The 24,724-nt window shown below is 61.6% G+C and carries 22 protein-coding genes; 12 read left to right on the forward strand and 10 right to left on the reverse strand.

What is annotated here, in order from left to right; all coding sequences use genetic code 11:
* Genes ATC04_RS18010 through ATC04_RS18020 form a run of 3 tightly spaced genes read left to right on the forward strand, consistent with a single transcriptional unit; the run spans position 1 to position 4,852 of the window.
* The gene (locus ATC04_RS18010; protein WP_047117809.1) at positions 1–1,512 is read left to right on the forward strand and encodes an SCO6880 family protein; all 1,512 of its coding nucleotides are present in this window, start codon (positions 1–3) and stop codon (positions 1,510–1,512) included.
* Positions 1,512–3,143: a lipoprotein gene (locus tag ATC04_RS18015; protein WP_047117810.1), complete on the forward strand. Its 1,632-nt coding sequence runs from the start codon at positions 1,512–1,514 to the stop codon at positions 3,141–3,143. The genes ATC04_RS18010 and ATC04_RS18015 overlap by 1 nt, the downstream gene beginning before the upstream one ends.
* On the forward strand, positions 3,143–4,852 hold the full coding sequence (locus ATC04_RS18020; RefSeq protein WP_047117811.1) for a TraM recognition domain-containing protein: 1,710 nt from the start codon (positions 3,143–3,145) through the stop codon (positions 4,850–4,852). The genes ATC04_RS18015 and ATC04_RS18020 overlap by 1 nt, the downstream gene beginning before the upstream one ends.
* A gap of 47 nt (positions 4,853–4,899) precedes the next feature.
* Here the strand turns inward: ATC04_RS18020 and ATC04_RS18025 are convergent.
* From ATC04_RS18025 to mobC, 7 genes are all read right to left on the reverse strand, one after another.
* Positions 4,900–6,188, reverse strand: a protein-coding gene (locus ATC04_RS18025; protein ID WP_152666745.1) for an IS3 family transposase whose coding sequence is annotated in 2 segments (ribosomal slippage) — positions 4,900–5,915 and positions 5,915–6,188 — 1,290 coding nt in all. Because the reading frame shifts where the segments join, the coding sequence is not laid out codon by codon here.
* A gap of 105 nt (positions 6,189–6,293) precedes the next feature.
* On the reverse strand, positions 6,294–6,656 hold the full coding sequence (locus ATC04_RS19590) for a hypothetical protein (protein WP_152666738.1): 363 nt from the start codon (positions 6,654–6,656) through the stop codon (positions 6,294–6,296).
* Positions 6,657–6,665: 9 nt separating this feature from the next.
* Positions 6,666–7,364, reverse strand: coding sequence for a hypothetical protein (locus ATC04_RS19595; protein WP_152666739.1), 699 nt, complete (start codon positions 7,362–7,364; stop codon positions 6,666–6,668).
* 409 nt (positions 7,365–7,773) lie between these two features.
* Positions 7,774–8,214 (reverse strand): DUF4913 domain-containing protein, encoded by a 441-nt coding sequence (locus ATC04_RS18035; RefSeq protein ID WP_052772169.1) that lies wholly within the window; start codon positions 8,212–8,214, stop codon positions 7,774–7,776.
* Complete coding sequence (locus ATC04_RS18040; RefSeq protein WP_152666740.1) at positions 8,211–9,284, reverse strand: hypothetical protein; 1,074 nt, start codon at positions 9,282–9,284, stop codon at positions 8,211–8,213. The genes ATC04_RS18035 and ATC04_RS18040 overlap by 4 nt, the downstream gene beginning before the upstream one ends.
* Positions 9,285–9,311: 27 nt before the next feature.
* Positions 9,312–10,814 (reverse strand): relaxase/mobilization nuclease domain-containing protein, encoded by a 1,503-nt coding sequence (locus ATC04_RS18045; protein ID WP_052772170.1) that lies wholly within the window; start codon positions 10,812–10,814, stop codon positions 9,312–9,314.
* Entirely contained in the window at positions 10,811–11,203 is a 393-nt protein-coding gene (mobC, locus tag ATC04_RS18050) for a plasmid mobilization relaxosome protein MobC (protein WP_047117814.1), read from the reverse strand. The genes ATC04_RS18045 and mobC overlap by 4 nt, the downstream gene beginning before the upstream one ends.
* A gap of 260 nt (positions 11,204–11,463) precedes the next feature.
* Here mobC and ATC04_RS19600 point away from each other — a divergent pair, with 260 nt between their 5' ends.
* The gene (locus ATC04_RS19600; RefSeq protein WP_152666741.1) at positions 11,464–11,730 is read left to right on the forward strand and encodes a hypothetical protein; all 267 of its coding nucleotides are present in this window, start codon (positions 11,464–11,466) and stop codon (positions 11,728–11,730) included.
* Between the two features lie 411 nt (positions 11,731–12,141).
* Here ATC04_RS19600 and ATC04_RS18060 read toward each other — a convergent pair whose 3' ends face one another.
* A complete protein-coding gene (locus ATC04_RS18060; protein ID WP_231736141.1) occupies positions 12,142–12,612 on the reverse strand; it encodes a hypothetical protein in 471 nt (156 codons plus the stop codon).
* Between the two features lie 471 nt (positions 12,613–13,083).
* Between ATC04_RS18060 and ATC04_RS18065 the strand changes: the two genes are divergently transcribed.
* Positions 13,084–14,172, forward strand: a complete 1,089-nt coding sequence (locus tag ATC04_RS18065) for a PDDEXK nuclease domain-containing protein (RefSeq protein ID WP_047117816.1) — start codon at positions 13,084–13,086, stop codon at positions 14,170–14,172.
* A gap of 198 nt (positions 14,173–14,370) precedes the next feature.
* Here ATC04_RS18065 and catA read toward each other — a convergent pair whose 3' ends face one another.
* Entirely contained in the window at positions 14,371–15,024 is a 654-nt protein-coding gene (gene catA / locus ATC04_RS19045) for a type A chloramphenicol O-acetyltransferase (RefSeq protein ID WP_082123741.1), read from the reverse strand.
* A 265-nt stretch (positions 15,025–15,289) separates the two neighbouring features.
* Between catA and ATC04_RS19605 the strand changes: the two genes are divergently transcribed.
* The 7 genes from ATC04_RS19605 to ATC04_RS18095 all read left to right on the forward strand — a co-directional run bounded on the left by ATC04_RS19605 (position 15,290) and on the right by ATC04_RS18095 (position 23,934).
* Positions 15,290–15,487: a hypothetical protein gene (locus tag ATC04_RS19605; RefSeq protein WP_157359306.1), complete on the forward strand. Its 198-nt coding sequence runs from the start codon at positions 15,290–15,292 to the stop codon at positions 15,485–15,487.
* 85 nt (positions 15,488–15,572) lie between these two features.
* Positions 15,573–17,243: a potassium-transporting ATPase subunit KdpA gene (gene kdpA / locus ATC04_RS18070; RefSeq protein ID WP_047117817.1), complete on the forward strand. Its 1,671-nt coding sequence runs from the start codon at positions 15,573–15,575 to the stop codon at positions 17,241–17,243.
* Positions 17,244–17,247: 4 nt separating this feature from the next.
* A complete protein-coding gene (kdpB, locus tag ATC04_RS18075; RefSeq protein WP_052772172.1) occupies positions 17,248–19,410 on the forward strand; it encodes a potassium-transporting ATPase subunit KdpB in 2,163 nt (720 codons plus the stop codon).
* Positions 19,411–19,432: 22 nt separating this feature from the next.
* Positions 19,433–20,035, forward strand: a complete 603-nt coding sequence (gene kdpC, locus ATC04_RS18080; protein ID WP_047117818.1) for a potassium-transporting ATPase subunit KdpC — start codon at positions 19,433–19,435, stop codon at positions 20,033–20,035.
* A 4-nt stretch (positions 20,036–20,039) separates the two neighbouring features.
* Positions 20,040–22,523 (forward strand): DUF4118 domain-containing protein, encoded by a 2,484-nt coding sequence (locus ATC04_RS18085; RefSeq protein ID WP_231736132.1) that lies wholly within the window; start codon positions 20,040–20,042, stop codon positions 22,521–22,523.
* On the forward strand, positions 22,523–23,200 hold the full coding sequence (locus ATC04_RS18090; protein ID WP_047117820.1) for a response regulator transcription factor: 678 nt from the start codon (positions 22,523–22,525) through the stop codon (positions 23,198–23,200). The genes ATC04_RS18085 and ATC04_RS18090 overlap by 1 nt, the downstream gene beginning before the upstream one ends.
* A gap of 176 nt (positions 23,201–23,376) precedes the next feature.
* Positions 23,377–23,934: a recombinase family protein gene (locus ATC04_RS18095; RefSeq protein ID WP_047117821.1), complete on the forward strand. Its 558-nt coding sequence runs from the start codon at positions 23,377–23,379 to the stop codon at positions 23,932–23,934.
* Between the two features lie 148 nt (positions 23,935–24,082).
* Here the strand turns inward: ATC04_RS18095 and ATC04_RS18100 are convergent, their stop codons facing one another.
* Positions 24,083–24,670, reverse strand: a complete 588-nt coding sequence (locus tag ATC04_RS18100; protein WP_047117822.1) for a TetR/AcrR family transcriptional regulator — start codon at positions 24,668–24,670, stop codon at positions 24,083–24,085.
* Positions 24,671–24,724: the final 54 nt, after the last annotated feature.

The following is a 24,724-nucleotide window of genomic DNA, read 5'->3' on the forward strand; positions in this document are numbered from 1 at the left end:
ATGGCCACCAGTGATGTGCGAATTGAACCGAACACCTTCGGCAACCTGACCGTGCCCCGCCGCTCAGGCTTGCTGGGTTTGTCCATGGGCCAGAGCCTCATGCTGGTGCCCATCGTCCTCATCGTCATTGTCGCCGCAGCACGCGGCTGGATCATGGCCGCAGTGATCATCGCGTTGGCCACCATCCTGGGAGCCGTGCTGCTGCTGGTCACGAAGAAGCAAGGACGTTCAATCTATGGGAGACTCATGCTTCGTCTAGCGCAGCGGCAGAAAGTCGCATCCAAAAAACACGTTTACCTCTCCGGCCCCACCGGATTCACCCCCGACGGGCAAGTGCGCCTTCCGGGCCTCATGGCCAAGTCGCAGTTGACCGAATCCATGGATTCCTACGGCAACCCTTTCGGACTGATCCGCCTGTCCTCACGCGGGCATCACAATTACTCCGTGGTGCTCGAATGCTTCCCCAACGGGGATAATCTCATCGACCAGGCCGACGTGGATAACCAGGTCGCGCACTGGGCGAACTGGCTGACCCAACGCGGCCTGGATGAGGGAATCCGCGGCGCTTCGGTCACCATCGAATCCTCCCAAGACTCCGGCCTTCGCTTGCAAAAGCTGTTGGCCGATAACCACCGTGAGGATGTGCCCGAGTTCGCCCAACGCGTCGTAGAACGCATCGCCCAGACCGATAATTCCGCCGCGCCTGAGGTCGTGGCACGCATTACCCTGACCTTTGACGGCCGCCGCCTCGACGGGAAGGCCGGGGATCGGGGTATGGAAGAGATGGCTGAGGAAATCGGCAACAAGCTTCCCGGCATCATTTCCGGGCTGGCGAACACCGGGGCCGGCGCAGTACGCCCGAACACCGCCCAGGAAATCATCGACTTCACCCGCGTCGCCTATGACCCGACCACCGCTGTGGCGGTGGAAGAAGCACAAGCCGCTGGGGGTACCGGGCTTGCGTGGGAGGATGCTGGCCCGTCGTTCGCGTTGGACGCGTTCGATCACTACCGGCACGACCGGGCGGTGTCGAAGTCGTGGACGATGTATGAAGGCCCGCGCGGCGCGTTCATGTCCAACTCCCTGGCACGTCTCACCGCACCCAGCGAGGGCGCGCTGCGCAAGCGTGTGACCTTGTTGTATCGTCCGATCCCGGCGGATCAGACCTCCACGGTGGTGGAGAACGAGCAGAAGGATGCGATGTTCTCCGGCTCGCAGCAGCGCGTGTCCGTGCGTGCCCGCCAGCGGCTCGCCGCCGCGCAGAAAACAGCCCAGGAAGAAGCCCTCGGTTCGGGTTTGACCCGGTTCGGGCTGATCATCACCATCAGCGTCAAGGATGAGGCTGAGTTGAAGAAGTTTGATCGCACCGTTCCCGGGATGGTCTCCCACGCCAAGCTGCGCGTCCGTGAGGCGTTGGCGAACCAAGCTGTGACTTTCCAGGCAGGTTTGCCGTTGGGCATGGTGGTGCCTGATCACATGATGATCCCCGACGAGCTGAAGGTGTGGTTCTAATGATTCCCCTGAAACTCTCGAAGAAACGCCAGCACACTAGCCCTGAAGATCTGGCCCTCTCTCAACTCTCCGAGTCCCACAGCCTCACGCTGTCCAAGCGGGATGTGGCCCGCTTGGAACGTGCGGCGAAGAAGGCCGCGCCTAAGCCGGTGAAGGAACCGGGTTTGCTCTCCCGGCTGCTGGCGGAGGGTGCCCAGTCCCGGTACACACCAGGGGATGCGGGGTGGAATCGGCCCGGTGGCGGGCCGGTGAACTACATCGAAAACCCGGTCGAAATTCAAGGCTCCTGCGTGCAGGTGTGCGGGTTCTGGCCTTTCGTCAACGGCGCCGGGCTACCGACGATTGGCGCACCGTTGGGCCGGCACCTGCTGCGGGGCACCCTGGTGACCGGTGACCCGATTTCGTGGTTCCTCAACGGCATCATTTCCAACCCTTCCGCGTTCATTCTTGGTCAGCCCGGATTGGGCAAGACCTCACTGGTGCACCGTCTCTTGGCAGTGCTTTCCGCCTGGGGTGTAGTGCCGATGATCCTGGCCGACTCCCGGCCCGACTACGTACCGCACATCCGCGCCTTGGGTGGGCAGGTCATTACCTTCTCCCCTGGCCAGGGACACCTCAACCCCTTGGATCTTGGCCCGCTGGTGGCCAGCCTGAACGAGATTGAGAACGAGAAGGCCCGCGAGATTGCGATCCAGGAGATGATCAGCCGCCGCCGCTCCCTGATGGAAGGCATCGCCTCCATGATGTTGGGCCGGCCGTTGAAGCCGCACGAGTCCACCTGCCTGTCGGTGGCGATCAACGAACTCGACCCCGAGCTGCGTCACGCCCCGTTGATCGGGGATCTGGTGGACTTCATCCGCTCCCGCCCCGAAGTGCTGCGCCAGAACGTGCTCGCCTACGATGATGACCACGAATACGACCAACGCCTCCAAGCCCTGCTGGACGCGTTGATCAACCTCGGCCCCTCCGGCGCTTACGGGGATATGTTCGCCAAACCCTCCGATGCGCACATCACTCCCGGGGTGCCGGTGGTGTTCGATATTTCCGGGGTCAACGAAAACGACTCCGTGCTGGTCGCGGCCGTGCAGTCCTTGTGCTGGAACCTCGGCTCAGCCACCGTATCTGCTGAGCAGCATTTGGCGGCAGCGGGCAAGCGGCAGCGGCGCACCTATTTCCTGGTCATGGATGAGCTATGGCGCATCCTGCGGGCATCAGATGACATGGTGCACTTCATCGACACCATTACCCGCCTGAATCGTGGGCGTGGCATCGGGCAGGTCATGATCACCCACACCATGAACGACCTCAGACTGTCCAAAGAACACCTGACGGCTACCGCGTGGGGGTTCGTGGAACGCTCCGCACTGGTGTTCCTAGGCGGGCTGGCTCCCTCGGAGATGGGCAATCTGGAAGAAGTGTTCGCTCTGTCCTCCAAGGAGAAAGCGTTGATGACTGACTGGACCGGTGAAGCCGTGGTTGATCCGAAAACCAACAAGGCTTCCCGCCGGCCCGGGGCGGGGCACTTCATTATGAAGGTCGGTAAGAACCCGGGCACTCCGTTCGTCACGCAGCTCACCGATCTGGAATTTGAAATCTCGGATACCAACCGGACTTGGGAGATGGTCAAATAATGTTCAACGCTGATCCGCGCTCTGGACGCAAAAACCAGCCAGCCACCGACGAAACCTTATGGATCATCGGCGGCGGCATCCTCACCTTAGGGATTGTCGGGGTGTTGTTGTGGACCTTCGGGGCGATCCTCGACCCGAACGTAGAGAACACCTCGAATAATCCGGTGCAGATCCTCATGGATCAGTCCCGCGGCTTCCTGCCCGTCGGCGGCATCCAAATCGCCGTGTTCGCCCTTGGGCTGCTGCTCCTGCTGGCGGTCATCGCCATGCTGCTCGTGGTGTGGCGGCGCAGCCGAGGCACCAGCAGCCGGGTGGATCATCTGGCCAAGGAGATGGGCCACGCCAAAGACTTCAAAGCCCTGGAGGAACCAGCAGCCCGGGCGGATGCTGAACGCCTCGGAGCCACCAAGGCCGGCATCGGCTCCCCCTTGGCGAAGCTAGTAAACAACAAAGCTAGCTTGTTTGCTTCCTATGAGTGGGTGCAGATCTGGTTGATGGGGCCACGCGCCGGCAAAACCTCCTGCGTGTGCGTCCCGCAGATCCTGGAAACCGGCGGTCCGGTGCTGGCCACCTCCAATAAACGCGACATCGTAGACACGACCCGTGGCCCCCGCGCCCGCGTCGGCGCCGTCTGGGTGCACGACGTGCAGGGCATCATCGGAGAGGAACCCTCCTGGTGGTGGAATCCGCTCTCCTTCGTCACCGATATGGAAACCGCTGAAAAGCTCGCAGACGTATTCTTGGCTTCCGCCACCGATGCGGGCGCCAAGCAGGACGCGTATTTCGAGTCGGACGGTAAACGGTTGCTTGCCCACTTGTTCTTTGCCGCCGCCGTAGGCCGGCGCCCGATCACTGACGTGTTCGCGTGGGCGCAAGATCCTGAGGACTTCACGGCCCGCGACCTGCTCAAAGGCCACGGCCACATCGCCTTGGCCAATTCCTTGGAGCAGATCCAGAAGCTCACCCCCAAGCAGCGTGACGGGGTGTATGGCACGATGCGCCCCTGGGTGAACGTGCTCTCCTATGACAAGGTAATCCCGTGGATTCGCAATAATGGGGCCAATCGTCCCGAGTTTGACCATCGCAAGCTGGCCACCGGCACCGACACCCTGTACCTCATTTCCAAGGAAGGCGGAGGATCGGCCCGCGCGATTACCGCTGCCCTGGTTATGGCGGTCATGACCGAAGCGGAGAAAACCGCTGCCAGCCAGCCCGGTGGCCGGCTGAAAACCCCGCTGACTGCCGTGTTGGATGAGGCCGCGAACGTGGTGCGCTGGCGGGAACTACCCGACGTGTATTCACACTATGGTTCGCGGGGCATCGTCGTGTCCACGTTCTTCCAGTCCTACAGCCAAGGTGTGGAAGCCTATGGGGAGAAAGGCATGGCCAAGCTCTGGGGTGCCGCCAACATCCGGGTGGCCGGCTCAGGACTCTCGGACGATAAGTTCTTACCGTTCCTCGCCCAGCTCGTCGGTGAACGGGACGTGCTCAAACGCTCCTCCAGCACCAGTGGCCGCACCGGCCGATCGGTGTCCAGCTCGATGCAGCGCGAGCGGATCTTGGACGTGGCCGATTTGGCGGCGTTGCCACGCGGGCGGGCGATCCTCACCAGTTCGGGCCTGCCGGCAGGACTAGTCGAGCTGCAGCACTACTCCACCAAGCCCTACGCGGAAGATGTGCGAGACTCGCAAAAATACTATGAGACATAAACGGCAGGCCAGGATTCCAAGTAACGGAATGTGAACCGTCCCGGAAATCATGCCGCCGTCTTGTGTGCGGCAGCGTCGGGTAACGAGCCGGAATTTTCATCATAGTAGGTTTGCTCGAATTCCTCCGGCGTCTGGTGGCCCAGCGAGGAATGCAAGCGATCATTGTTGTACCAAAAGACCCAGTCGAAGACGACCTCCACGACGTCGGATTCGGTCTTCAACGCACCAGCGCGGAAGGGGGAACCTTTGGCCACGGCCTCGTTCTTGAACAAGCCCATCACGGTCTCCGCGGCGGCATTATCGTAAGCGTCGCCGACGCTGCCGATCGAAGGAACCAGCCCCTCAATTTCCAAGGTGTCGGTGTACCGGATCGAGGTGTATTGGCTTCCCGCATCTGAGTGATGCAAAAGTCCCTTGTCAACCGGTCTATTGCTGTATTTTCGGCGCCACAGCGCCATTTTCAGGCACTGCTCCACGAACGCCGTGTCCTTGACCGTGGAGGTTTCCCACCCGACGATGGCCCGCGAATACAGGTCGATCACCAAGGCCACGTAGACGAATCCGGAATACACCGGAACATACGTGAAATCCGTGACCCAAATGCGGTTGGGGGCGCTGGCGCTGAAGTTCCGGTTCAACAGGTCGCCGGCTCGCCGACCGTCCTTGCCAGGGATGGTGGTGCGGGTCTTGCGGCCCCGGATCAGGCCGTTCATGCCCTCGTCACGCATGAGTCGGTCAACGGTGTGTTTGGAGACCTCGGGGAAGCCGTTGCGGCGCAGCCATGCGGTCATTTTCCGGCGGCCGTAGAGGATTTCCGGCCGGGGTCGTCCTTTGGCATCTCGCTTGTTAAGCCCGCGCAACGTGTCAATGACCTTCGCATCTTCAACTGCTCGCAGGGCCGGAACCCTTGTTTTCCATGCCCGGTAGGTTCGTGCGGCAACCTGTACGCCCTGCTCGCGCAGGACGGCGCAGATCGACTCGACCGCATGACCTTCGGCCCGTTGTTCATCAACGAACCGACAGATTAGCGGCGGCGAGGGTCGAGTTCCCTCGCGAAGAAAATCGATGCCGCCTTCAGGATCTCGTTGGCTTCCTTCAGGTCCCGGTTTTCCGCGCGTAGCCGCTTGAGCTCGTCCTGTTCATCGGTGGTCGGCCCGTCCTTCACACCGGCGTCGACCTGGGACTGCAGCACCCAGCGGCGCAATGATTCGGGACCGACATCCAGCTTCGGAGCCAGGGCCTTGCAAGTCGCATACACGGAAGGATATTCGGAGAGCCTGTCCAGAACCATCGCTACGGCGCGGTCGCGGACTTCGGCAGGGTATTTCTTGGGCATGGTTGCTATCTTTCTCTCGAAAGACAGCGCCATCAAACCCGGGACGGTTCAATGGGAAATTCAGTTGAGAGTAGAAGAAGTTTCAACCTCTCCTACTCTTCACTGCTATACCTTTTTCTGTGCCGTTACGGATGGAGGTAACACACCATGTCTCGCCTCAAGACCTCTGTCACCCCACGATAGAAGATGAGCTCCCTCTGAGGCCAAAGAAACGGCTTCGTCTACATGGACCGAAAAAAGAGACATTTTAGCGGTCAATGGATCCATATCAGGCCATAAACTTTCTGCATCAATCGCCATTACATGTTCCATCACATCTTTAAATCTAGGCTCAAGGGCAAATGTTTCACCTGATTCTTTTACAGTAACGAATAAATGCCCTTCTTCCGAAAATGGAAAAAGAGTTAGGGCACCTAGGTCTGCTAGATGGTATGCAAGCTTGCTGAAAAAAGTTTCAAATCCAATCACTATACAATCCTATTTCTTCGAACGGTAGTATGCGGTGATAATCCGACGATCAGTTTGATCCACAGCGATCGTTGTATAGTAAGTTTTAACTACAGATCCATTGTATTTCTTGAGTTGCACAATACCCTTATACTTGTAAGTATTATTACTAACTTGCGCCGACCCAGAATAGATATTTTTCATGGAGTCACTTATCGCAAAATCTGCAATATCTCGCCAGTTAGCACCGACAAGAGCTCCGAGCTGTTTCCACTCATTACCGTGTTTCCCTTGGATATGTCGGTATCCCCATCCACCATCCGGTTTTTTGGCAGTCCAAGTCCCGCATTTGAGGACCGCTGCCTTTGACGCATACGGAGTTGTGGCTACTTGCCACGTTCGAACATGTTTTGATGAGGCTGATCCGGAGCCACAGGCACCCCAAGTTTGAGGCTTATATGCGGCCGCAGCTAAGGAATTTTTCGACAACGTTGAGCCATCAGGGGAATAAAACCTCTTTCCGCCAGCCCAGATCTCAAGTTCGTCATTCTCTGCGAGTTCTTTGATTTGCTGATATTCCTGGAGATCCATTTCTAGATCTTCAGCTACGGATTTTTCCTTCGTCAAACTCTGTTCGACCGCAAAAGTTGGGGCCGATCCACCCGCAACTAACGCTAAGGCGATTGCAGAGCTGGCTATGCCAGCCAGTATTTTTCTAAGTCGAGACATTTGAGTCCTTAGCTCACGATGGTTTCTAAAGTCTTGCAAATTTACAAACAGTAGCGATAATATCGCCCTCCGCGAAAATTGTCTATCACATCTCGAGGCATATCAAATTAGGTCATCAACTTGAGTACCTTAACCGCAGAGCGGTATGTCTGCAGGACCTTGCAGGTAGAACTCATCAAGCTTGATCCAAAAAAGAAAACGGAGAGCTCAATTTGGCGTCATCTTCATGCGGCTGAACAACCCTCAACAGATCGGACCCACCGACTGGACTGGTAGCTACAGCCCAACTCCATAAAACTGTAAACGCATGACGTGCAAGGCTCGCAAAGCTGCTAATAACATGCTGCTGTCATGCGCAGCTAATAACAAACGAGACAGTAATAAAAAGTTTGTCATCCTTCTATTACGTCTACACCGATGATCGGAAATACCCATCCGGTGCTTCAGCCACAGGGAACATCTCCGGCAGTCGCGGGTGCATGACCTTGTCATACGCATGAAACGGGCCATCCTGAGCGGTCAGCCTGTCCATCAAGGGGTAGAAGTAGTCCCGGTAGAACACCAGAATCTGCTGCGGGCCGTCCCACCGCATCTGCTCCCACGTCTCCCACAACGCGGTAATCACCGAATACACTTCCGGGTAGTCATACCAGTTCGGCGCCCAAGCATGCCCCGAAGGCCCATACTTGCGCAGGTAACGCGGCAACGCGTAGCCGCGCAACCACTGCTGCGCATCCTCATACACGAAAGGCCGCTCCGAGACTGCGTGCTCGGTATCCTGCGGCTCGGGTTCCTGGGTCTCGTCGCCGTCCAGATCCAGCTCATCGTTATTCGGTGGGATGCCGATCATCGCGACAGCTCCTGTCCTTGGATTCGAGCCGGCGCCGCCGCGGCCATACCGCGTTTGCGGTGCTTCATCGCCGTCTGAGGATTCTGTGTGCTCGGCGGCAACGGGAAATCAGCGTCCTTCCCACCCTTCTGCTTCCATACAGCGATCACCCGTTCCGACGCGGCACTATGCTGATCCAACGCCAGCTTACCCGCATCCTCCGGGCTGGCCGCCGCTGGGGGCGACGTGCTGGCTTCTTTGGCTTCAGCGGTGTCAGCGTTGACCCGGTCAAGGTGCTCTTCGCCCTCGGCTCGTTCGGCTTGCCCCAGATACGTGGCTTCGTCCTGTTGGGCTTCCGCCACCTCGCCAGCAGCAGTCTCCGGTGGCAGCTTCGCACCTTCGGGCACCAAGTGCGGGAACTTCCCGGCAATCGCCCGGTCCACCTCATCATCATGCCCATACCACGACGGAACAAAACTGATCGTATCGCGCCCGCCAATCGACGGGTCACGCACCGTATCCGCCGGCATCAGATCCAAGCGACGCAGCACTTCCTGCTTGCTAATCTCCACATGACGTTCCAGACCATCGTTGTAGTCATAATCCCGGAACGTTCCCTGCGGCTGCGCAAACCACGGCTCCTGGCCCATGGGTGGCGGCTCCGCCTTGGCTCGCTGACCCGCCAAATAGTCATCCAGCGCATCGCGCAAGGCCCGGTGCCGGTCGGTGGCCGCCGTGGGATGATCCCGGTTCAGATCCTCCACGTTGATCCCGAACTGGTTGCGGATACGGTCAGCGCCAGCCATGAATGCCTGGGAGGCAGCTTCGTGCCGACCCGCCAGTTCACTAGCCACGATCATACGATCAGCAATCGCTTCACTGCCGGCATTCTTCCAAAACTTTGGAGAGGATAAATCGCGGTGCACAAGCTGCGCGATGTTGCGTTCGTGTTCTGCGTTGGCGTTCGCTTCCGCGAGTCGCATCTGGGCCCGACGCTGGGCATGTTCGGCCAGTTGCATCCCCGAACCCATCACCGCGCGGGCGATGCTGCCGAAGTCCTGCATCATCTCTGATTCTTCTTGGTTTTCCACGGTGTCTCCTCTCGCTAGGTAGTAGCCCTATCGTTCGTACCCTTGGTCAGTCCCTGATCCCGAATGTGCGCCGGCGTTCCAATCCCGGTACGGCACGCCCGGTAGCTTCGACGCATTCACTTGCTGTGCCTCCTGGCTCTGAATGCGCCGCATTTCTGCATTCACAATATTTTCAGCCTCATGGAGCAGCCGATCCACTCCCGCAGCGAACCGGGGCCGATCCGTGGCCAGATGGTTCTGCATCATGACCCGGCCCAAGCGACCTGCTTGTTTCACTAAGGCGACCCAGCCATGACCACGGTCAGATTTGAAACGGTCATTCAAACGAGCCGCATACCTTACGTTCCCGCCGCCTTGGGCCGCGCGGGCGTAGGACTCGGAAAGTTGGTTGAACGTCCCGGGCTTGTTGCGTTCAAACTGCAACGACAAGCGGGCGTAAACATTCGCCAGCGTATCCGGCCCGGTCTTGTGGCTCATCATGCGTTCCAGCTGCTGCGCACTGACCGGACGCGCCACCGCCTTCCGGTGCTCGCGGGTCTGGTTCGAGGAATGCAAGGACACCAAGTACGCGTCCCCTGCAGCGCGATTTTTGTTTCCGAATCGGGCGTGAATGTCATTCCACGCAAGAGTGGAATCAAGCTTGGACGGTGCATACCAAATCGTTGTGTTGTCACTCCCCCGGGCACCCAAGGACACCCGGTATCCGCGCACTTCCATGGTTGATCCTGGTTTGAAGCTCGGGGCGATCCTCACGCCCAAGTCTTGGGCGTGACGGACATACTCTTCGGCACTATTCGCCGTAGACAACGCGGCCCGCAGCCGGCGGCGCAGCTCGAACTTATCCGATAGCGTATTGTTCCCGCGCGCGGCCCTGGCACGCTCTGCCGGCTTCTCCCCGGCCAAACCTTTACCGTGTTCTTGGGATTCCAACCGTGGTAACCCGTACTCGACTTCCAGTTCACGGCACGCCACCTGGGCGCGATGAAAATCATTATGCGTGTGAGCTTTGGTGCCGTCCTCACGAACCATCGACACCACCAAGTGAATATGGTCATTCCCGTTCTTCGACGCCCCGTGATGCACTGCCACCCAGCGCGAAGATTTCGCGCCGTCCGGGTCAATGAACCCCATCTTCTCCACGAATGAGCCGGCGATCTTCGCCCACTGTTCATCCGGTACCGAACCGTACCCAGACTCAACAGCCAGGGAACAATGCCAAACGTGCGCGTCTTTCGACCCGGTACGGATTTTCTTACCGTTTTCGTCCTTCAAGAACGCGCCGGTTTTTTCGTCCTTCGCATACACCGGCTTGGCCACTTTGGTGCCGTGCAGCTTGCGCGGGGCTTCCAAGATTTCGGCAATCTCAAACGCATCGTACTTCGACAACTCCACACCAGGACTGTAGGCAAAAGTCACTCGGTCATCGCCCGCGATCAGCCGCTGGTTCTCATGCTCATTCGCACGACCCGGACCGACCAAGTAGTTCATCAAACCAGCCATGCGACCACCGCGCACCACGTTCGGGATCATGCCGGCTCCCCCACGATCTTCAACGACTCCAAGACCTCATCAATGCGCGCCACTGTAGCGCGCAGATGCTCCAAAGAATCGTGCAGCTCGTCCTTGATTTCACCGGTCGTGTTCGCCACCCTGGCGATCTGGTTGATGTTATTCCCCGCAGCGGCAAGGCCTCGTTGCAACAAAAACAATGAGGTAATCAGCTCGTGACGTTCAGCAGCAGTCTCTCCACGAGACTGCGACAACGTGGACTCCACTAACAACCGCGGAACAGAGACATCAAGCTCGTCGGCCATGACCTGCAACGCGAGGTTCTGCTCAACGGTCAGCTTCACCACGCGGCGCACCGAACGGCCACCGGTCGCGTTCGGCTGACGCTTGCGCGAGTCGAAGCGAGCCATGCGAATCAACCTCCCAGCCCAGTGCAACACCAATCGACCCAATAGGTCGATTGTCCCACCCGAAGAACCACAGTTCAAGGACACAAGCAACTTAGGGCACCTAAGTCTATAGCTTGCTCCGCCTCTACGGCGGGGCACTGCACCTCACCAGGGTGCAACGTGCGTTGGCTTCGCAGCGTGACCGCGCTACGCTGGAAGCATCAGACCTTCGCCGGATCGGCCCCGCTGAGACGGCGCAACTTAACCGGAAGGTGTCAGTCATGAGTGACGCAGCAAACCGCATTCTCGAACAGCTCCAAGCGCAAAACGACCTGCGCATGCAAGCCGCCAACGACATTGCCCAAGCCGTCGCTGCCCGCGTGGAAGCCGAGCAGCACCTAGAGCAAGCCAAGGCCGCTGAAAAGCAAGCTTTCACCGCTGCGTTGAAAAAGGGCTGGACTCAAACCGAACTGAATAAGATCGACGCCCCATCCCGCCGCCGACCTCGCAAGAAAACCAGCGAAACGACCTCCGCAGCCGAAAGTTAAACGAACACACAGCAATGGGCCGGCACTCACCTCACGGTGAGTGCCGGCCCTTTTTATTCCTGGTTACGTGGGTAGCCTCCTGCCCACCTGTGCACAGCAAAAGCCCTATCCGCTGCGCTGCTTTTCCTGCACACACGTGGACAGCAGGAACCAAACGACCGCCCGCACACAAGCCACAAGCTGCGGTACCTGAGTTCACTTACGACAGGGGATCGTGGCCCGTGCACGGCCTCCATAACTGAGCGCAATGGCACAGAGATTCAGCGCTGCCGCCCGGCAGCTCCTAACGCCTATATTCCCTTCTTCGAAGCCGACAGCACGGGAGCTAGGGTCTTCAACTCAAAACTTATTTACACGCTACAAAACTAAAGATGGCCCTGAACGCGCGAGCGTTCAGGGCCATCTATCTAACTACTTGCCAGCGTCCGGAAGATACGGTTCACACAATCCATCGATCTGCCTGAAATCCTGCGGATCCATCCCCTCCAAGGCCTCTGGACCATCTGACTGACCGCTCGCCCAGTACCAGAACGCTTCCTTGCTGATAGCCAGGTTGCGGGCCTCGCAACTGCGATACCAGCGCGCGGCCACATCACCTTCCACATAGGTGCAATACCCGAACAGCTGCCCCTTTTCATCACTCGTTACGGCGGCAGCGAAGATAATATATGGCCAAGATCCCAGGTCCCAGCCATCGCGGCCCCACCCTGGAACCTCGTACCAGCCGCTACCCTCTAACGACTGAATCCAGTCATACCCCTGACCATACACATCACGCTCAACAGTCGCGGGAACAATGACAGTTTCGCCGGTGTCCTTGGTCGTTGTCTGCATAAGTTTTCTTCCTTTCGCTTCACGCGGGAGGGGCAGGTTGCCAGCCACCCACCGAACTCCTCCCCCGGTTGTTTTTGCCTGCTGGCGAAATGCAATGAAGCGGGGCCATCCGGAAAACCCATCAACCCGTCAGGGGTGCGCAACCCACGAAAATTTTGGGCCGAAACAAGCGACTTTGGAGCGCGGCCCAAAAATTTCTGGGTGAAGCACGCCCGAAGCGCAGCGAGTGGCTTGTGGGTTTGGAGGTGGCCCGTACACTCCGAAGGACAGCAGCAAAAACAGGAAAAGAACGGCCGCCAGGCCGGTCCACAGCCGGCCGCGCCAGCGGACGCCAGCTTCCTGCCCAACCCCAGCCACCCCGCCTGGCCTAACCACACCGCGCCAGATCCAACAGTTACCTGACCGCATCTCAGTCTTGCGCCCAAGGCAAGACAACGTTCTCTAGCTCTGACTACACCTGAGGCAAAAGCATCACACCATCACAAAGGATCAACACAGCTGACCGATAAACTGAGGTTCATGTCCTCGAAAGATGCACTGATACCAGATGGCTACGCCCAGTTTCTCGCAGACCTCAAAACCCGGGTCACTACCGCGCAGGTAGAAGCCAAACGAGTACTCAACACTGCCCTAGTAGATCTGTACTGGAACATCGGCCACCGCATCCTCGAAGAACAAGAACGCCAAGGATGGGGCAGCGCAGTCATCACCCGCCTAGCCGAAGACCTGCACCGAGAATTCCCCGAAATGACCGGCTTCTCCCGCAGCAACCTGCACTACATGCGATCCTTCGCCGCCACCTGGCCACAATGGGATCCAAAAGTCCCACAGCCTGTGGGACATTTACCCTGGGGCCACATCCGAGTCCTACTCGACAAAAAACTCAGCCCCAACGCACGAGAATGGTACGCCGCCGAAGCAGTACAGCACGGATGGTCCCGCAACGTGCTCATGAACATGATCATGAACAAAACCTTGGAACGCACCGGCGCCGCACCATCCAACTTCGGACAGCACCTCTCCTCACCAGATTCAGAACTCGTCCAACAAATGGCCAAGGACCCCTACGCGCTCGAATTTCTCGGCCTCACCGGCGAAGTAGCCGAACGAGACCTAGAACAAGCGCTCATGGACCGCATCGTAGAAACCCTCCAAGAACTTGGCCCAGGATTCGCCTTTGTCGGACGCCAAGTCCACTTCGACGTCGACGGTGACGATTTCTACCTGGACCTGCTCTTCTTCCACGTCGAACAACTCCGCTACGTCGTTGTCGAACTCAAAACCGGCAAGTTCCAACCCGAATATGCCGGAAAACTCCAGTTCTACATCGCCCTAGTAGACGACAAACTACGCAGACCCGCACACGCACCCACCGTCGGTATCCTCATCTGCGGAAGCCGCAACGACCACACCGTACGCTACGCACTGAACCAATCCAACACCCCCATGGCAGTCTCCACCTACACCTACGAAACACTGCCCGCCACGGAACAACAAGCACTCCCCGACGCCGAAGACATCGTCGCAGCCCTAGACTGGACCACCCCGAAAGAACACAACGAAGCACATCATCCCGACCAAAAACGCTCCGACACCCAGAAACCATAGACCGGGAAATTATCCAGTGAGCGCATCAACGAATAATGCCTTCATCCGCCTCCTGATACAAAACACGAAACATACCTAAGCAGGGAAGCTACAGTTTCAAGAAATGATCGTTCATGACACATCAATTGGCCGTTAGAGGCACACGCCTGCTACCCGAACCCGCCATCGCTCATCAAGCCAACAAGGCCTGTCTACCAGCTAATGCAACCATCTGGAATCCCGGATCAAGGCTTGCAACTCGTCAACCAACCGCGCAACGTGAAATCCATCGACAACGGCATGATGAACTTGAACGGCCAAAGGGAGGATGGTTTGGCCATGCTTTTCAATGTATCTTCCGAGAGTAAAAATCGGAGCGAAATGATCGGTCACACCTACAACATTGAGGTTAAAACCCGTAAAGGATGCCCACGGGATACTCGATACATCAAACAAATTCGACGGCGGCGACCCCTGCGGGAAGAGAGTGGTTCCGCCACTGTATTCGCGAATGGCCGAAGCTGCGGCTGCGTGAAACAAAGAAAAATCAGTGTCGTAGGGAACCCACACACTTGAGAACGTTTCTTGCACACGATTAAAGATTGTGAAGGAAGGATGCACTTCTCCCCACACACCAAGTTGACCGTCCTCTGTAAGAGCCATTCTGAACTCATGATGCCTATTGACAATCGTTGCGATAGCCCAGATCTGCGCAATATATGTCTTCCAGGAAGTCTTCCTTAGCTCCTCGACAAAATCTGTTGCATCAAGTTCAACGCACATCGAATACGTACAAGGCACTACCTGGCGATAGTGATGGAAATGCTCACGACGAGACCACTTATCAACATCAAAAGGGATTAGGTTGCTCATCCCATCGAGCCTACCTGTTCCAAGAAACACGGTCGCACCGATAAATGCCATGCCGGCCTCCTCACGGAAAGAGCGGCCTCCTCGCGGAAAGAGATTGATAAGACAACAAAGATATTCTGCACAAGCTCACGATGATGACAGTAGAACACTTGCGCCATCGGAGACGCCATGTAGCTGGCATAGATGGAACACCAAAAACGATTGTGTGTGGGACGAGTGACACGGCGCGCGCCTTAGCCGTGTATGGATTTTTATTGATGGATGTATGGGTTCCGTTAGGATCGATGATTTCGAGCGCGCGGAGTGCCACCGTAGTCGATGGACCCGCTGTGGATCACCGGCCGAACCGCGGCCGGCGGCGCGTCCCGAGGAGAATCCCGTGCTTGATCTCGTGTACCTGGCCGTGGGTGTCGCGGCCTTCGCAGCCTTCGCGCTGTTCGCTAAGGTGGTGGGCAAGCTATGACCTTCGTGCTGATTGCCACCAGCACCCTGGGCATCGCCTGCATCGTCTATCTGCTGTACGTGCTGGCCCACCCGGAGGAATTCTGATGGGCGCTTTTTCTGCTGCGGCGCAGTTCGCCGCGCTCGTGCTGGTGCTGGGGGTGCTGCACAAGCCCCTGGGCGACTATATGGCGCACGTGTATACCAGCGGGCGCCACCTGCGGGCGGAGCGGGCGGTCTACCGCGTGATCGGGGTCAACCCCGATGCGGTCCAGACTTGGCGCTCCTACCTGCGCGCGGTGGTGGGCTTTTCGCTCATCGGGCTGCTGGTGCTCTACGCGCTGCTGAGGCTGCAGCAGTTCCTGCCAGCCTCGCTGGGCATGGAGCCGATGGACCCGGCGCTGGCCTTCAATACCGCCGCCTCCTTCGTCACCAACACCAACTGGCAGGCGTACTCCGGGGAAAGCGCCCTGGGCTACACGGCGCAGATGGCAGGCCTGGCAGTGCAGAACTTCGCCTCCGCCGCGGTGGGCCTGTGCATCGCCGTCGCGCTGATCCGCGGGTTCACCGCCAAGGCGACCGGCACCCTGGGCAACTTCTGGGTCGATCTGACCCGCAGCATCTTCCGCCTGCTGCTCCCGCTGGCCTTCATGGCGGCGCTGGGGCTGCTGGCAGGCGGGGTCATCCAGAACTTCAACGACCCGCTGGCGGTGCACACCCTGACCGGGCAGCTGCAGTCGATCCCGGGCGGGCCGGTTGCCTCCCAGGAAGCGATCAAGCTGCTGGGCACCAACGGCGGCGGGTTCTTCAACGCGAACTCCGCGCACCCCTTCGAGAACCCGAGCCCGATCACGAACTTCGCCGAAATCGTGCTGATGCTGCTGATCCCGTTCAGCCTGCCGCGCACGCTGGGCACGATGCTGGGCAGCGCCAAGCAGGGCTACGCGGTGCTGGCGGCCATGGGCGCGCTGTTCACCGTGAGCTTCGTGCTGCTGGCCCTGGCCGAGCACTCCACGGCGGGCACCGCCACCGCCGCGGCCGGTGCGGCCATGGAGGGCAAGGAGGTGCGCTTCGGCATCCCGGGCACCGTGCTGTTCGCCACCACCTCGACGGGCACCTCCACCGGCGCGGTCAACGCGGCGCACGATTCCTTCACCGCGCTGGGCGGCATGCTGCCGATGCTGAACATGATGCTCGGGGAGATCGCCCCGGGCGGCGTGGGTTCCGGGCTCTACGGCATGCTGGTCATCGCGATCCTCGCGGTGTTCATCGGCAGCCTGCTGATCGGGCGCACCGCGCAGCTGTTCGGCAAGAAGATCGGGCCGACGCAGATCAAGCTGGTCGCTCTGTACATCCTGGTGACCCCGGCGCTGATCCTCGGCGGTCTGGCAGTCTCGCTGGCTATCCCCGGCGCGCGCGACTCCGTGCTGGACTCGCGCGCGAACAGCGGGCCGCACGGCCTGTCGGAGCTGATCTACGCGTTCACCTCCGCCGCGAACAACAACGGCTCGGCCTTCGCCGGCCTGTCCGCCGACACCCCGTGGCTGAACACCGTGCTGGGCCTGGCCATGCTGATCGGGCGTTTCGCGCCGATCGTGCTGGTGCTGGCCCTGGCCGGATCGCTGGCCACCAGCGCACCGGCCGCCGAGCACGGCAGCATGCTGCCCACGCACCGCCCGCAGTTCGTCGGGCTGCTGCTCGGCGCGGGCTTGCTGACCACTGTCCTCACCTATTTCCCGGTCCTCGCACTGGGACCACTCGCCGAAGGGCTGGGCTAGAAAAATGAGCATCCACCATTCAACCGTCGACCGCGTGCCGGATGCGCCCGAGCGGCCGCACGCGCCGTACCCCGAACCGGGCAGCGCGTCCAGCTTCTCCGCCCGCGCCATCGCGTCCGCGCTGAAGCTCGCGGTGCGCAAGCTGGACCCGAGGCTGATGTGGCGCAACCCGGTGATGTTCATCGTGTTGCTCGGCGCGGTGCTGCTCACCGGCATGGCCGCCGCCAGCGGCTGGCTGGGCGCCGAGCAGGCGCAGCTGGCGCCGCTGACCTGGGCGCTGGCCGCCTGGCTGTGGGCCACGGTAATCTTCGCGAACTTCGCCGACGCGATGGCCGAGGGGCGCGGCAAGGCGCAGGCCGAATCGCTGAAGGCCACCCGCCGCGACACCCTGGCCGAGGTGGTGCAGGACTACGACGAAGCCGGAGACCCTGGCGCTGTGCACGCGCGCGTGGACCGCGTGGGCAGCCAGCAGCTGGCCATCGGGCAGGTGGTGCGCGTGCGCGCCGGGGAACTGATCCCTGGCGACGGCGAGATCATCCACGGCATCGCCACGGTGGACGAATCGGCCATCACCGGCGAATCCGCCCCGGTGCTGCGCGAGGCGGGCACCGACCACAGTGCCGTCACCGGCGGCACCCGGGTGCTTTCCGATGAGATCCTGGTGCGCATCACCACGCGGCCCGGGGCCAGCTTCGTGGACCGCATGATCGCGCTGGTCGAGGGCGCCAACCGGCAGAAAACCCCCAACGAGATCGCGCTGAACCTGCTGCTGACCGGCCTGGGCATCGTGTTCCTGCTGGTGGTGCTGACGCTGAACCCGATCGCTTCGGCCAACGGGCACACGGTGTCCATCCCGGTGCTCGTCGCGCTGCTGGTCTGCCTGATCCCGACCACCATCGGGGCGCTGCTCTCGGCGATCGGCATCGCTGGCATGGACCGGCTGGTACAGCGCAATGTGCTGGCCACTTCCGGGCGCGCTGTGGAGGCCGCCGGGGACGTGAGCACGCTGTTGCTGGACAAGACCGGCACCATTACCTACGGCAACCGCATGGCCACCCAGGTCACCGCGCTGCCCGGCCTCGAGGAGCAGGAGGTCCTGCTGGCGGCCGTCCGCGCCTCGCAGGGCGACCCGACCCCGGAGGGCAAGTCCGTGATCGAGCTGGCCGCCCGCTGCGGTGTTGCCGCGCAGCCCGACGAACGTGCGCTGGTGGTCCCGTTCACCGCGCAGACCCGCATGTCCGGACTGGATTTGGCCGACGGCACGCAGATCCGCAAGGGTGCTGCCAGCGCCGTCGAGGCCTGGGCGGTCGGGCAGGGGTACAACCCGCAGGATGCCGACGCGCAGTTCTGGCGCGACGCGGTCTCCTCCATCGCCTCGGCCGGGGCCACCCCGCTGCTGCTGGCCGACTCCCGTCCCGGGCAGCCCGCGCGCATGCTCGGGGTGATCGCGCTGGAGGACGTCATCAAGGACGGGCTGGTTGAGCGCTTCGAGCAGCTGCGCGCCATGGGCATCCGCACCGTGATGGTCACCGGCGACAATCCGCTCACCGCGGCGGCGATCGCCCGCAAGGCAGGCGTCGACGACCTCCTGGCCGAAGCCACCCCGGAGGAGAAGCTGGCGCTGATCCGCCGCGAGCAGGACGGCGGCCACCTGGTGGCGATGACCGGCGACGGCACGAACGACGCACCGGCGCTGGCCCAGGCGGACGTCGGGCTGGCGATGAACTCCGGCACCGCGGCGGCCAAGGAGGCGGGCAACATGGTGGACCTGGATTCGGACCCCACCAAGCTGATCGACGTGGTGCGCATCGGCAAGCAGCTGCTGATCACCCGCGGGGCGCTGACCACGTTCTCCATCGCCAACGACCTGGCCAAGTACTTCGCGATCATCCCGGCGATGTTCACGGTGTTCTACCCGGGGCTGGGCGCGCTGAACATCATGGGCCTGCACTCGGCCTCCTCGGCCATCCTCTCTGCGGTGATCTTCAACGCGCTGGTGATCATCGGGCTGATCCCGCTGGCCCTGCGCGGGGTGCGCTACCGGCCGATGAGCCCCTCGCGCATGCTCACCCGCAACCTGTGGATCTACGGCCTGGGCGGGGTGATCGCCCCGTTCATCGGGATCAAGCTGATCGACCTGCTGATCTCCTGGCTGCCGGGCCTCTAGCACTTCAACGAAGGAGAACGACATGAAGCTTTCAACCTCGATCCTGCGCCAGTTGTGGACCGCGGCGCGCGCCACGGCGCTGCTGGTGGCGCTGCTGGGTGTCGCCTACCCGCTGGTGGTGACGGCCGCCGGACAGGTGGTGTTCCCGGCGCAGGCCAACGGTTCGCTGCTGGAGCACCACGGGCAAACGGTGGGCTCGGCCCTGATCGGCCAGGCGTACCTGAAGCCCGACGGCTCCCCGGACCCGCGCTACTTCCAGCCGCGGTCCTCGGCCGGGGACTTCGACGCGCTGGCCTCCGGCGGCAGCAACCTCGGTCCGAACCACCCGGAGCTGACCAAGCAGATCACCGAGCGCCGCGCACAGATCGCGCAATTCAACGGCGTGCCCGCGGCGCAGGTCCCGGCCGACGCGGTGACCGCCTCCTTCTCCGGGCTGGACCCGGACATCAGCCCTGACTACGCGCAGCTGCAGGTCAACCGGGTGGCGGCGGCGCGCGCGCTGAACCCGGCGCAGGTGCAAGAATTGGTGCACAGCCTGACCAAGGGCCCGGATGCGGGGTTCCTGGGCGCGGGCAGGGTGAATGTGCTGGAGCTGAATCTCCAGCTGGATGCGATCAAGGAGTAGCCGCGTGGGCGCTGCCGGCCGATTGAAGGTGTTCCTAGGGGCGGCCCCCGGGGTGGGCAAGAGCTACGCCATGTTCCGCGAGGGGCACCGGCTGGCGGCGGAGGGCCGGGACGTGGTGGTGGCGCTGGCAGAAACCCACGGTCGCACCGAGACCGAGCGCATGCTGGGCGGGCTGGAAATCGTCGAGCGCCAAGAGGTCGAGCACCGCGGGATGACGCTCACGGAAATGGACACCGACGCGGTGCTGGCCCGCCGCCCCGAGGTGGCGCTGGTGGACGAGCTGGCCCATTCGAACCCGGCCGGCTGCCGCAACGCCAAGCGCTACCAGGACGTGCAGCGGCTGCTGGAGGCGGGGATCGACGTGCTGAGCACGGTGAACATCCAGCACGTGGATTCGCTGAACGACGTGATCGAGAAGATCACCGGGGTCAGCCAGCGCGAGACCCTGCCCGATGCGGTGCTGCGCGCGGCCGATGAGATCGAGGTGGTGGACCTGGCCCCGCAGGCGCTGCGCGGCCGGCTGGCCGAGGGCTCGGTCTACCCGGCCGAGCGCATCGACGCGGCCATGTCCAACTACTTCCGGCTGGGCAACCTGACCGCGCTGCGCGAGCTGACCCTGCTGTGGATGGCCGACGAGGTGGACCACGCGCTGCTTGACTACCGGCGGCTGCACGGCATCGACAGCTCCTGGCAGGCGCGCGAGAACGTGCTGGTCTCGCTCTCCGGCGGACCCGAGGGCCAAGCGCTGATCCGCCGCGGCGCACGCATCGCCGCCCGCTCCGCCGGAGGCACGCTGATCGTGGTGCATGTGAGCACCCAGGACGGGCTGCGGCGCAGCGACCCGCACGAGCTCGGCGCCCAGCGCCTGCTCGCCGAGTCGCTGGGCGGCAGCTACCACCAGGTCGTGGGGGAGGACATCCCCGCGGCGCTGCTGGAATTCGCCCGGGAGGTCAACGCCAGCCAGGTGGTCATCGGCCAATCCCGGCGCAGCCGGCTGCAGGCGCTGTTCACCGGCGAGGGCATGGGCGCCGGCATCATCCGCGCCGCCGGGGACATCGACGTGCACATCGTCAGCCACGCCGCGGCCCACGGCCACCGGGTGCTGCCGCGGCCCGGCCCGCCGCTGTCGCTGCGCCGCCGGCTGCTGGGTTTCGCGGTGGCGCTGGTCGGAGGGCCGCTGCTGACCATGCTGCTGACCGCATTCTTCAGCACCGACACGCTCAGCGCGGCCGCCCTGGGCTACCAGCTGCTGGTCACCCTGGCCGCGGTCGCCGGCGGCAAGTGGCCGGCGCTGTGCACCGCGATCGGCTCCGGGGTCAGCCTGAACTTCTTTTTCATCGAGCCGCTGTACACCGTCACAGTTTATGAGCCGGTGCACGTGCTGACCCTGGGGCTTTATGTGCTCACCGGGCTGATCACATCCTACGTGGTGGACCTGGCCGCCCGGCAGACCCGCAACGCGCGCCGCTCGGCCAGCGAATCGCAAATGCTGCAGGCCGTGGCAGGCAACGTGCTGCGCGGCCAGGACGCGCAGCACGCCCTGCTCGAGCGCACCCGCGAGGCCTTCGGCCTCAAAGCCGCGCGGCTGGTGGACGCGGGCCGCGAAATCGATCTCGTGGGCGCCGCCGACGGCGCCCCGGACCAAGTTCTGAGCGTGGACGACGCCGCGGTATTGGAACTGTACGGATCGGTGCCGAACACCGGGCGCCGGCTGCTTCAGGTGGTCACCGCGCAGCTCGCGGCGCTGCGCGAACTACGCGCACTAGAGGACACCGCCAGCCAGCTGGAGCCGCTGGCCGAAACCGACCGGGTGCGCTCGGCCCTGCTCTCGGCGGTCAGCCACGACCTGCGCCGCCCGCTGGCCGCCGCGATGGCCGCGGTGGGCAGCCTGAAGGCCACCGACATCCAGTTCTCCGAGGAGGACCGCGGCGAACTGCTCAGCACCGCCGACCAGTCCCTGCATGCGCTGGCCGAGCTGGTGACCGACCTGCTGGATGTGTCCCGGCTGCAGGCCGGAGCGCTGGCAGTGCATCCTCAGCGGATCTACGTGGACGAGGTCATCCTGGCCTCGCTGGACGAGCTGGGCGCCGGCCCGGCGCAGATCCAGCTGGACCTGGACGCGGACCTGCCGGCAGTGGACGCCGACCCGGTGCTGCTGCAGCGCGCGCTGGTGAACGTGCTGGCCAATGCGCTGCGCTTCAATGCCGGCAAGCCGGTGCTGGTGGGCAGCAGCGCGCTGGGGGATACCGTGCAGATCCGCGTCGCTGACAGCGGGCCCGGGGTGGACGAGGGCCGCAAGAAGACCATGTTCCTGCCCTTCCAGCGCTTGGGCGACACCGACAACCAGACAGGGCTGGGGCTCGGGCTGGCGGTGGCCAAGGGATTCATCGAAGGCATGGGCGGGGCGCTGTACGCTGAAGACACCCCCGGCGGCGGGCTGACCATGGTGGTTGACCTGTTGGTTTCCGCCACGCAGAAGGACGGCTGATGAAGATTTTGATTGCGGACGACGACCCGCAGATCCTGCGGGCGCTGCACGTGATCCTGCGCGCCCGCGGCTACCAGGCGCTCGGCGCGGCCAACGGGGCCGACGCGCTGAACCTGGCCATCGAGCACCGTCCGGACCTGTACGTGATCGACCTGGGTATGCCGGGGCTGACCGGGCTGGAGCTGATCGCCGGCATCCGCGGCTGGAGCCGGGCGCCGATCCTGGTGGTTTCCGGGCGCACCGACGCGGTGGACAAGGTGCAGGCGCTGGATGCCGGGGCGGACGACTACCTGACCAAGCCCTTCGACATCGACGAGCTGCTCGCCCGGCTGCGGGCCCTGGGCCGGAGGCACGGCGCGGTGGAAACCCAGGCAGTGCTGCGCCTGGGCAAGGTCGTCGTGGACCTGAGCAGCAAGCGGGTGCTGGACGAACACGGCGCTGAAATCCGCATGACCCCCACCGAATGGAAGGTACTGGAAATCCTCGCGCGCAACGAGGGCAAGCTGGTCACCAGGCAGATGCTGCTCACCGAGATCTGGGGTTCGGAGCACGTCGCGGACACCGGCTACCTGCGGCTATACATTTCCCAGCTGCGCCGCAAGATCGAGGCCGACCCGGCGAACCCGGTGCACCTGCTGACCTCCCCGGGCATGGGGTACCGCCTAGAGATCAATTAGTGAATAAACCGGGTCAGATACGGTCGTTTATGACACACTCGTGCGTCGGCTTCACCGAAAAATTCTGAAGGTCGAAAACTCAACAGATTTTTAAATGCGATATGTCGCAGAACTCAGTTTCACAAACTATGCGTCAAAACAATGACCGTCCCACAAGTATTGATACATTTAGATCCATGGGACACCTCCTCGGATACGCCAGAGTCTCCACCGGCGACCAAGACGCACAACTCCAACTCGATGCACTCACCAAAGCCGGTTGCTATCGCATCTTCACAGACACTGCCTCCGGCGTTCTCGAATCACGGCCAGAGCTCGATAAGCTCCTGGACCAGATTCGCCCCGGGGACACTCTTGTGGTCTGGCGGCTAGATCGACTGGGGCGGTCTATCCGTCACCTGATTAACCACATGGACGCGTTGCAGCAACAAGGTGTCGATTTCAAATCCCTGCAGGAGAATATCGACACCAGTTCCTCCGGCGGCCGACTCGTGTTCAACATCTTCGCTTCCCTCGCCGAATTCGAACGAGACCTCATCCGCGAACGCACCAACGCCGGCCTAGCCGCCGCGCGCGCCCGTGGTCGCACCGGAGGCCGCCCCTCGTCCCTCTCCCCCGACAAACTGCGCACCGCCAAAAGACTCTATGAACAGCGCGACATGACCGTCGCGCAAATCGGTGAAGTACTCGGCGTCAGCCGAAGCACCGTCTACCGGGCACTTCAGAGAAAGTAGCGAAGGCGCTCGGCGATTTTCCATCTGCCACTGAGCCCAATCTTCCCAAAGTTCCAGCAACTAGCACCCAGGGGCAGAGCCTTGAAGCCCAGTGTCTGTACCGATCAAATCGCTCCGGGTCGTACCACTAGAAGGGTGGTCGGCACTTTTAATGCGCCTCAGATTGCCCCTGCTTTGAAACCGAAGCCACCATTTTCCCCAAAGTGATGACAGCTATTCTGATGTGCTCCGGATTCCCAATCGTGAGAAATTGCAACATGAGCCCATCCAAGGCCGCAAAAATCGCGGTACTAAGATCATGACCTAACGGTACACCGCGAGCTTGCAAAGCCGCCTGCACAGAGTCGACGTAATTTTCATATAGGCGCCTCATGGGATCTCGAAGATCGGGACGTCTACGAGCTTCCAGGAGCATCTCAAACTGAAAGAGGTGGACCTCAGGTTCACTGGAGACCGAGGCGATCAGAACATCTGCATATCGCTCATCTAAATCGGCGAAAAGCGCCAATTCGGTATTCCTAATCGCCCCGTCTACCGCTTGCTCCATTGTTGCGGTGAGCAAAGCCTCCAACGTTCCGAAGTGGTGCGCAATCAGATTGTGGTTTACGCCCGCCTGGGCAGCAACCGCACGGTAGGTCACCCCCCGGAGCCCTTTCATTGCCACTATATGCATGACGGCATGCATTAGCGCCTCTCGACCTTCGCCATAGGACAGGCGGTCCTTCGTAGCACTCATAAACCTCAGTCTAGGAGTTCTGCGCTGAAAATTTCGAAGCTGCCGCGTTCCTCT

Source organism: Arthrobacter sp. YC-RL1, from assembly GCF_001454985.1.
Classification (GTDB): domain Bacteria; phylum Actinomycetota; class Actinomycetes; order Actinomycetales; family Micrococcaceae; genus Glutamicibacter; species Glutamicibacter soli.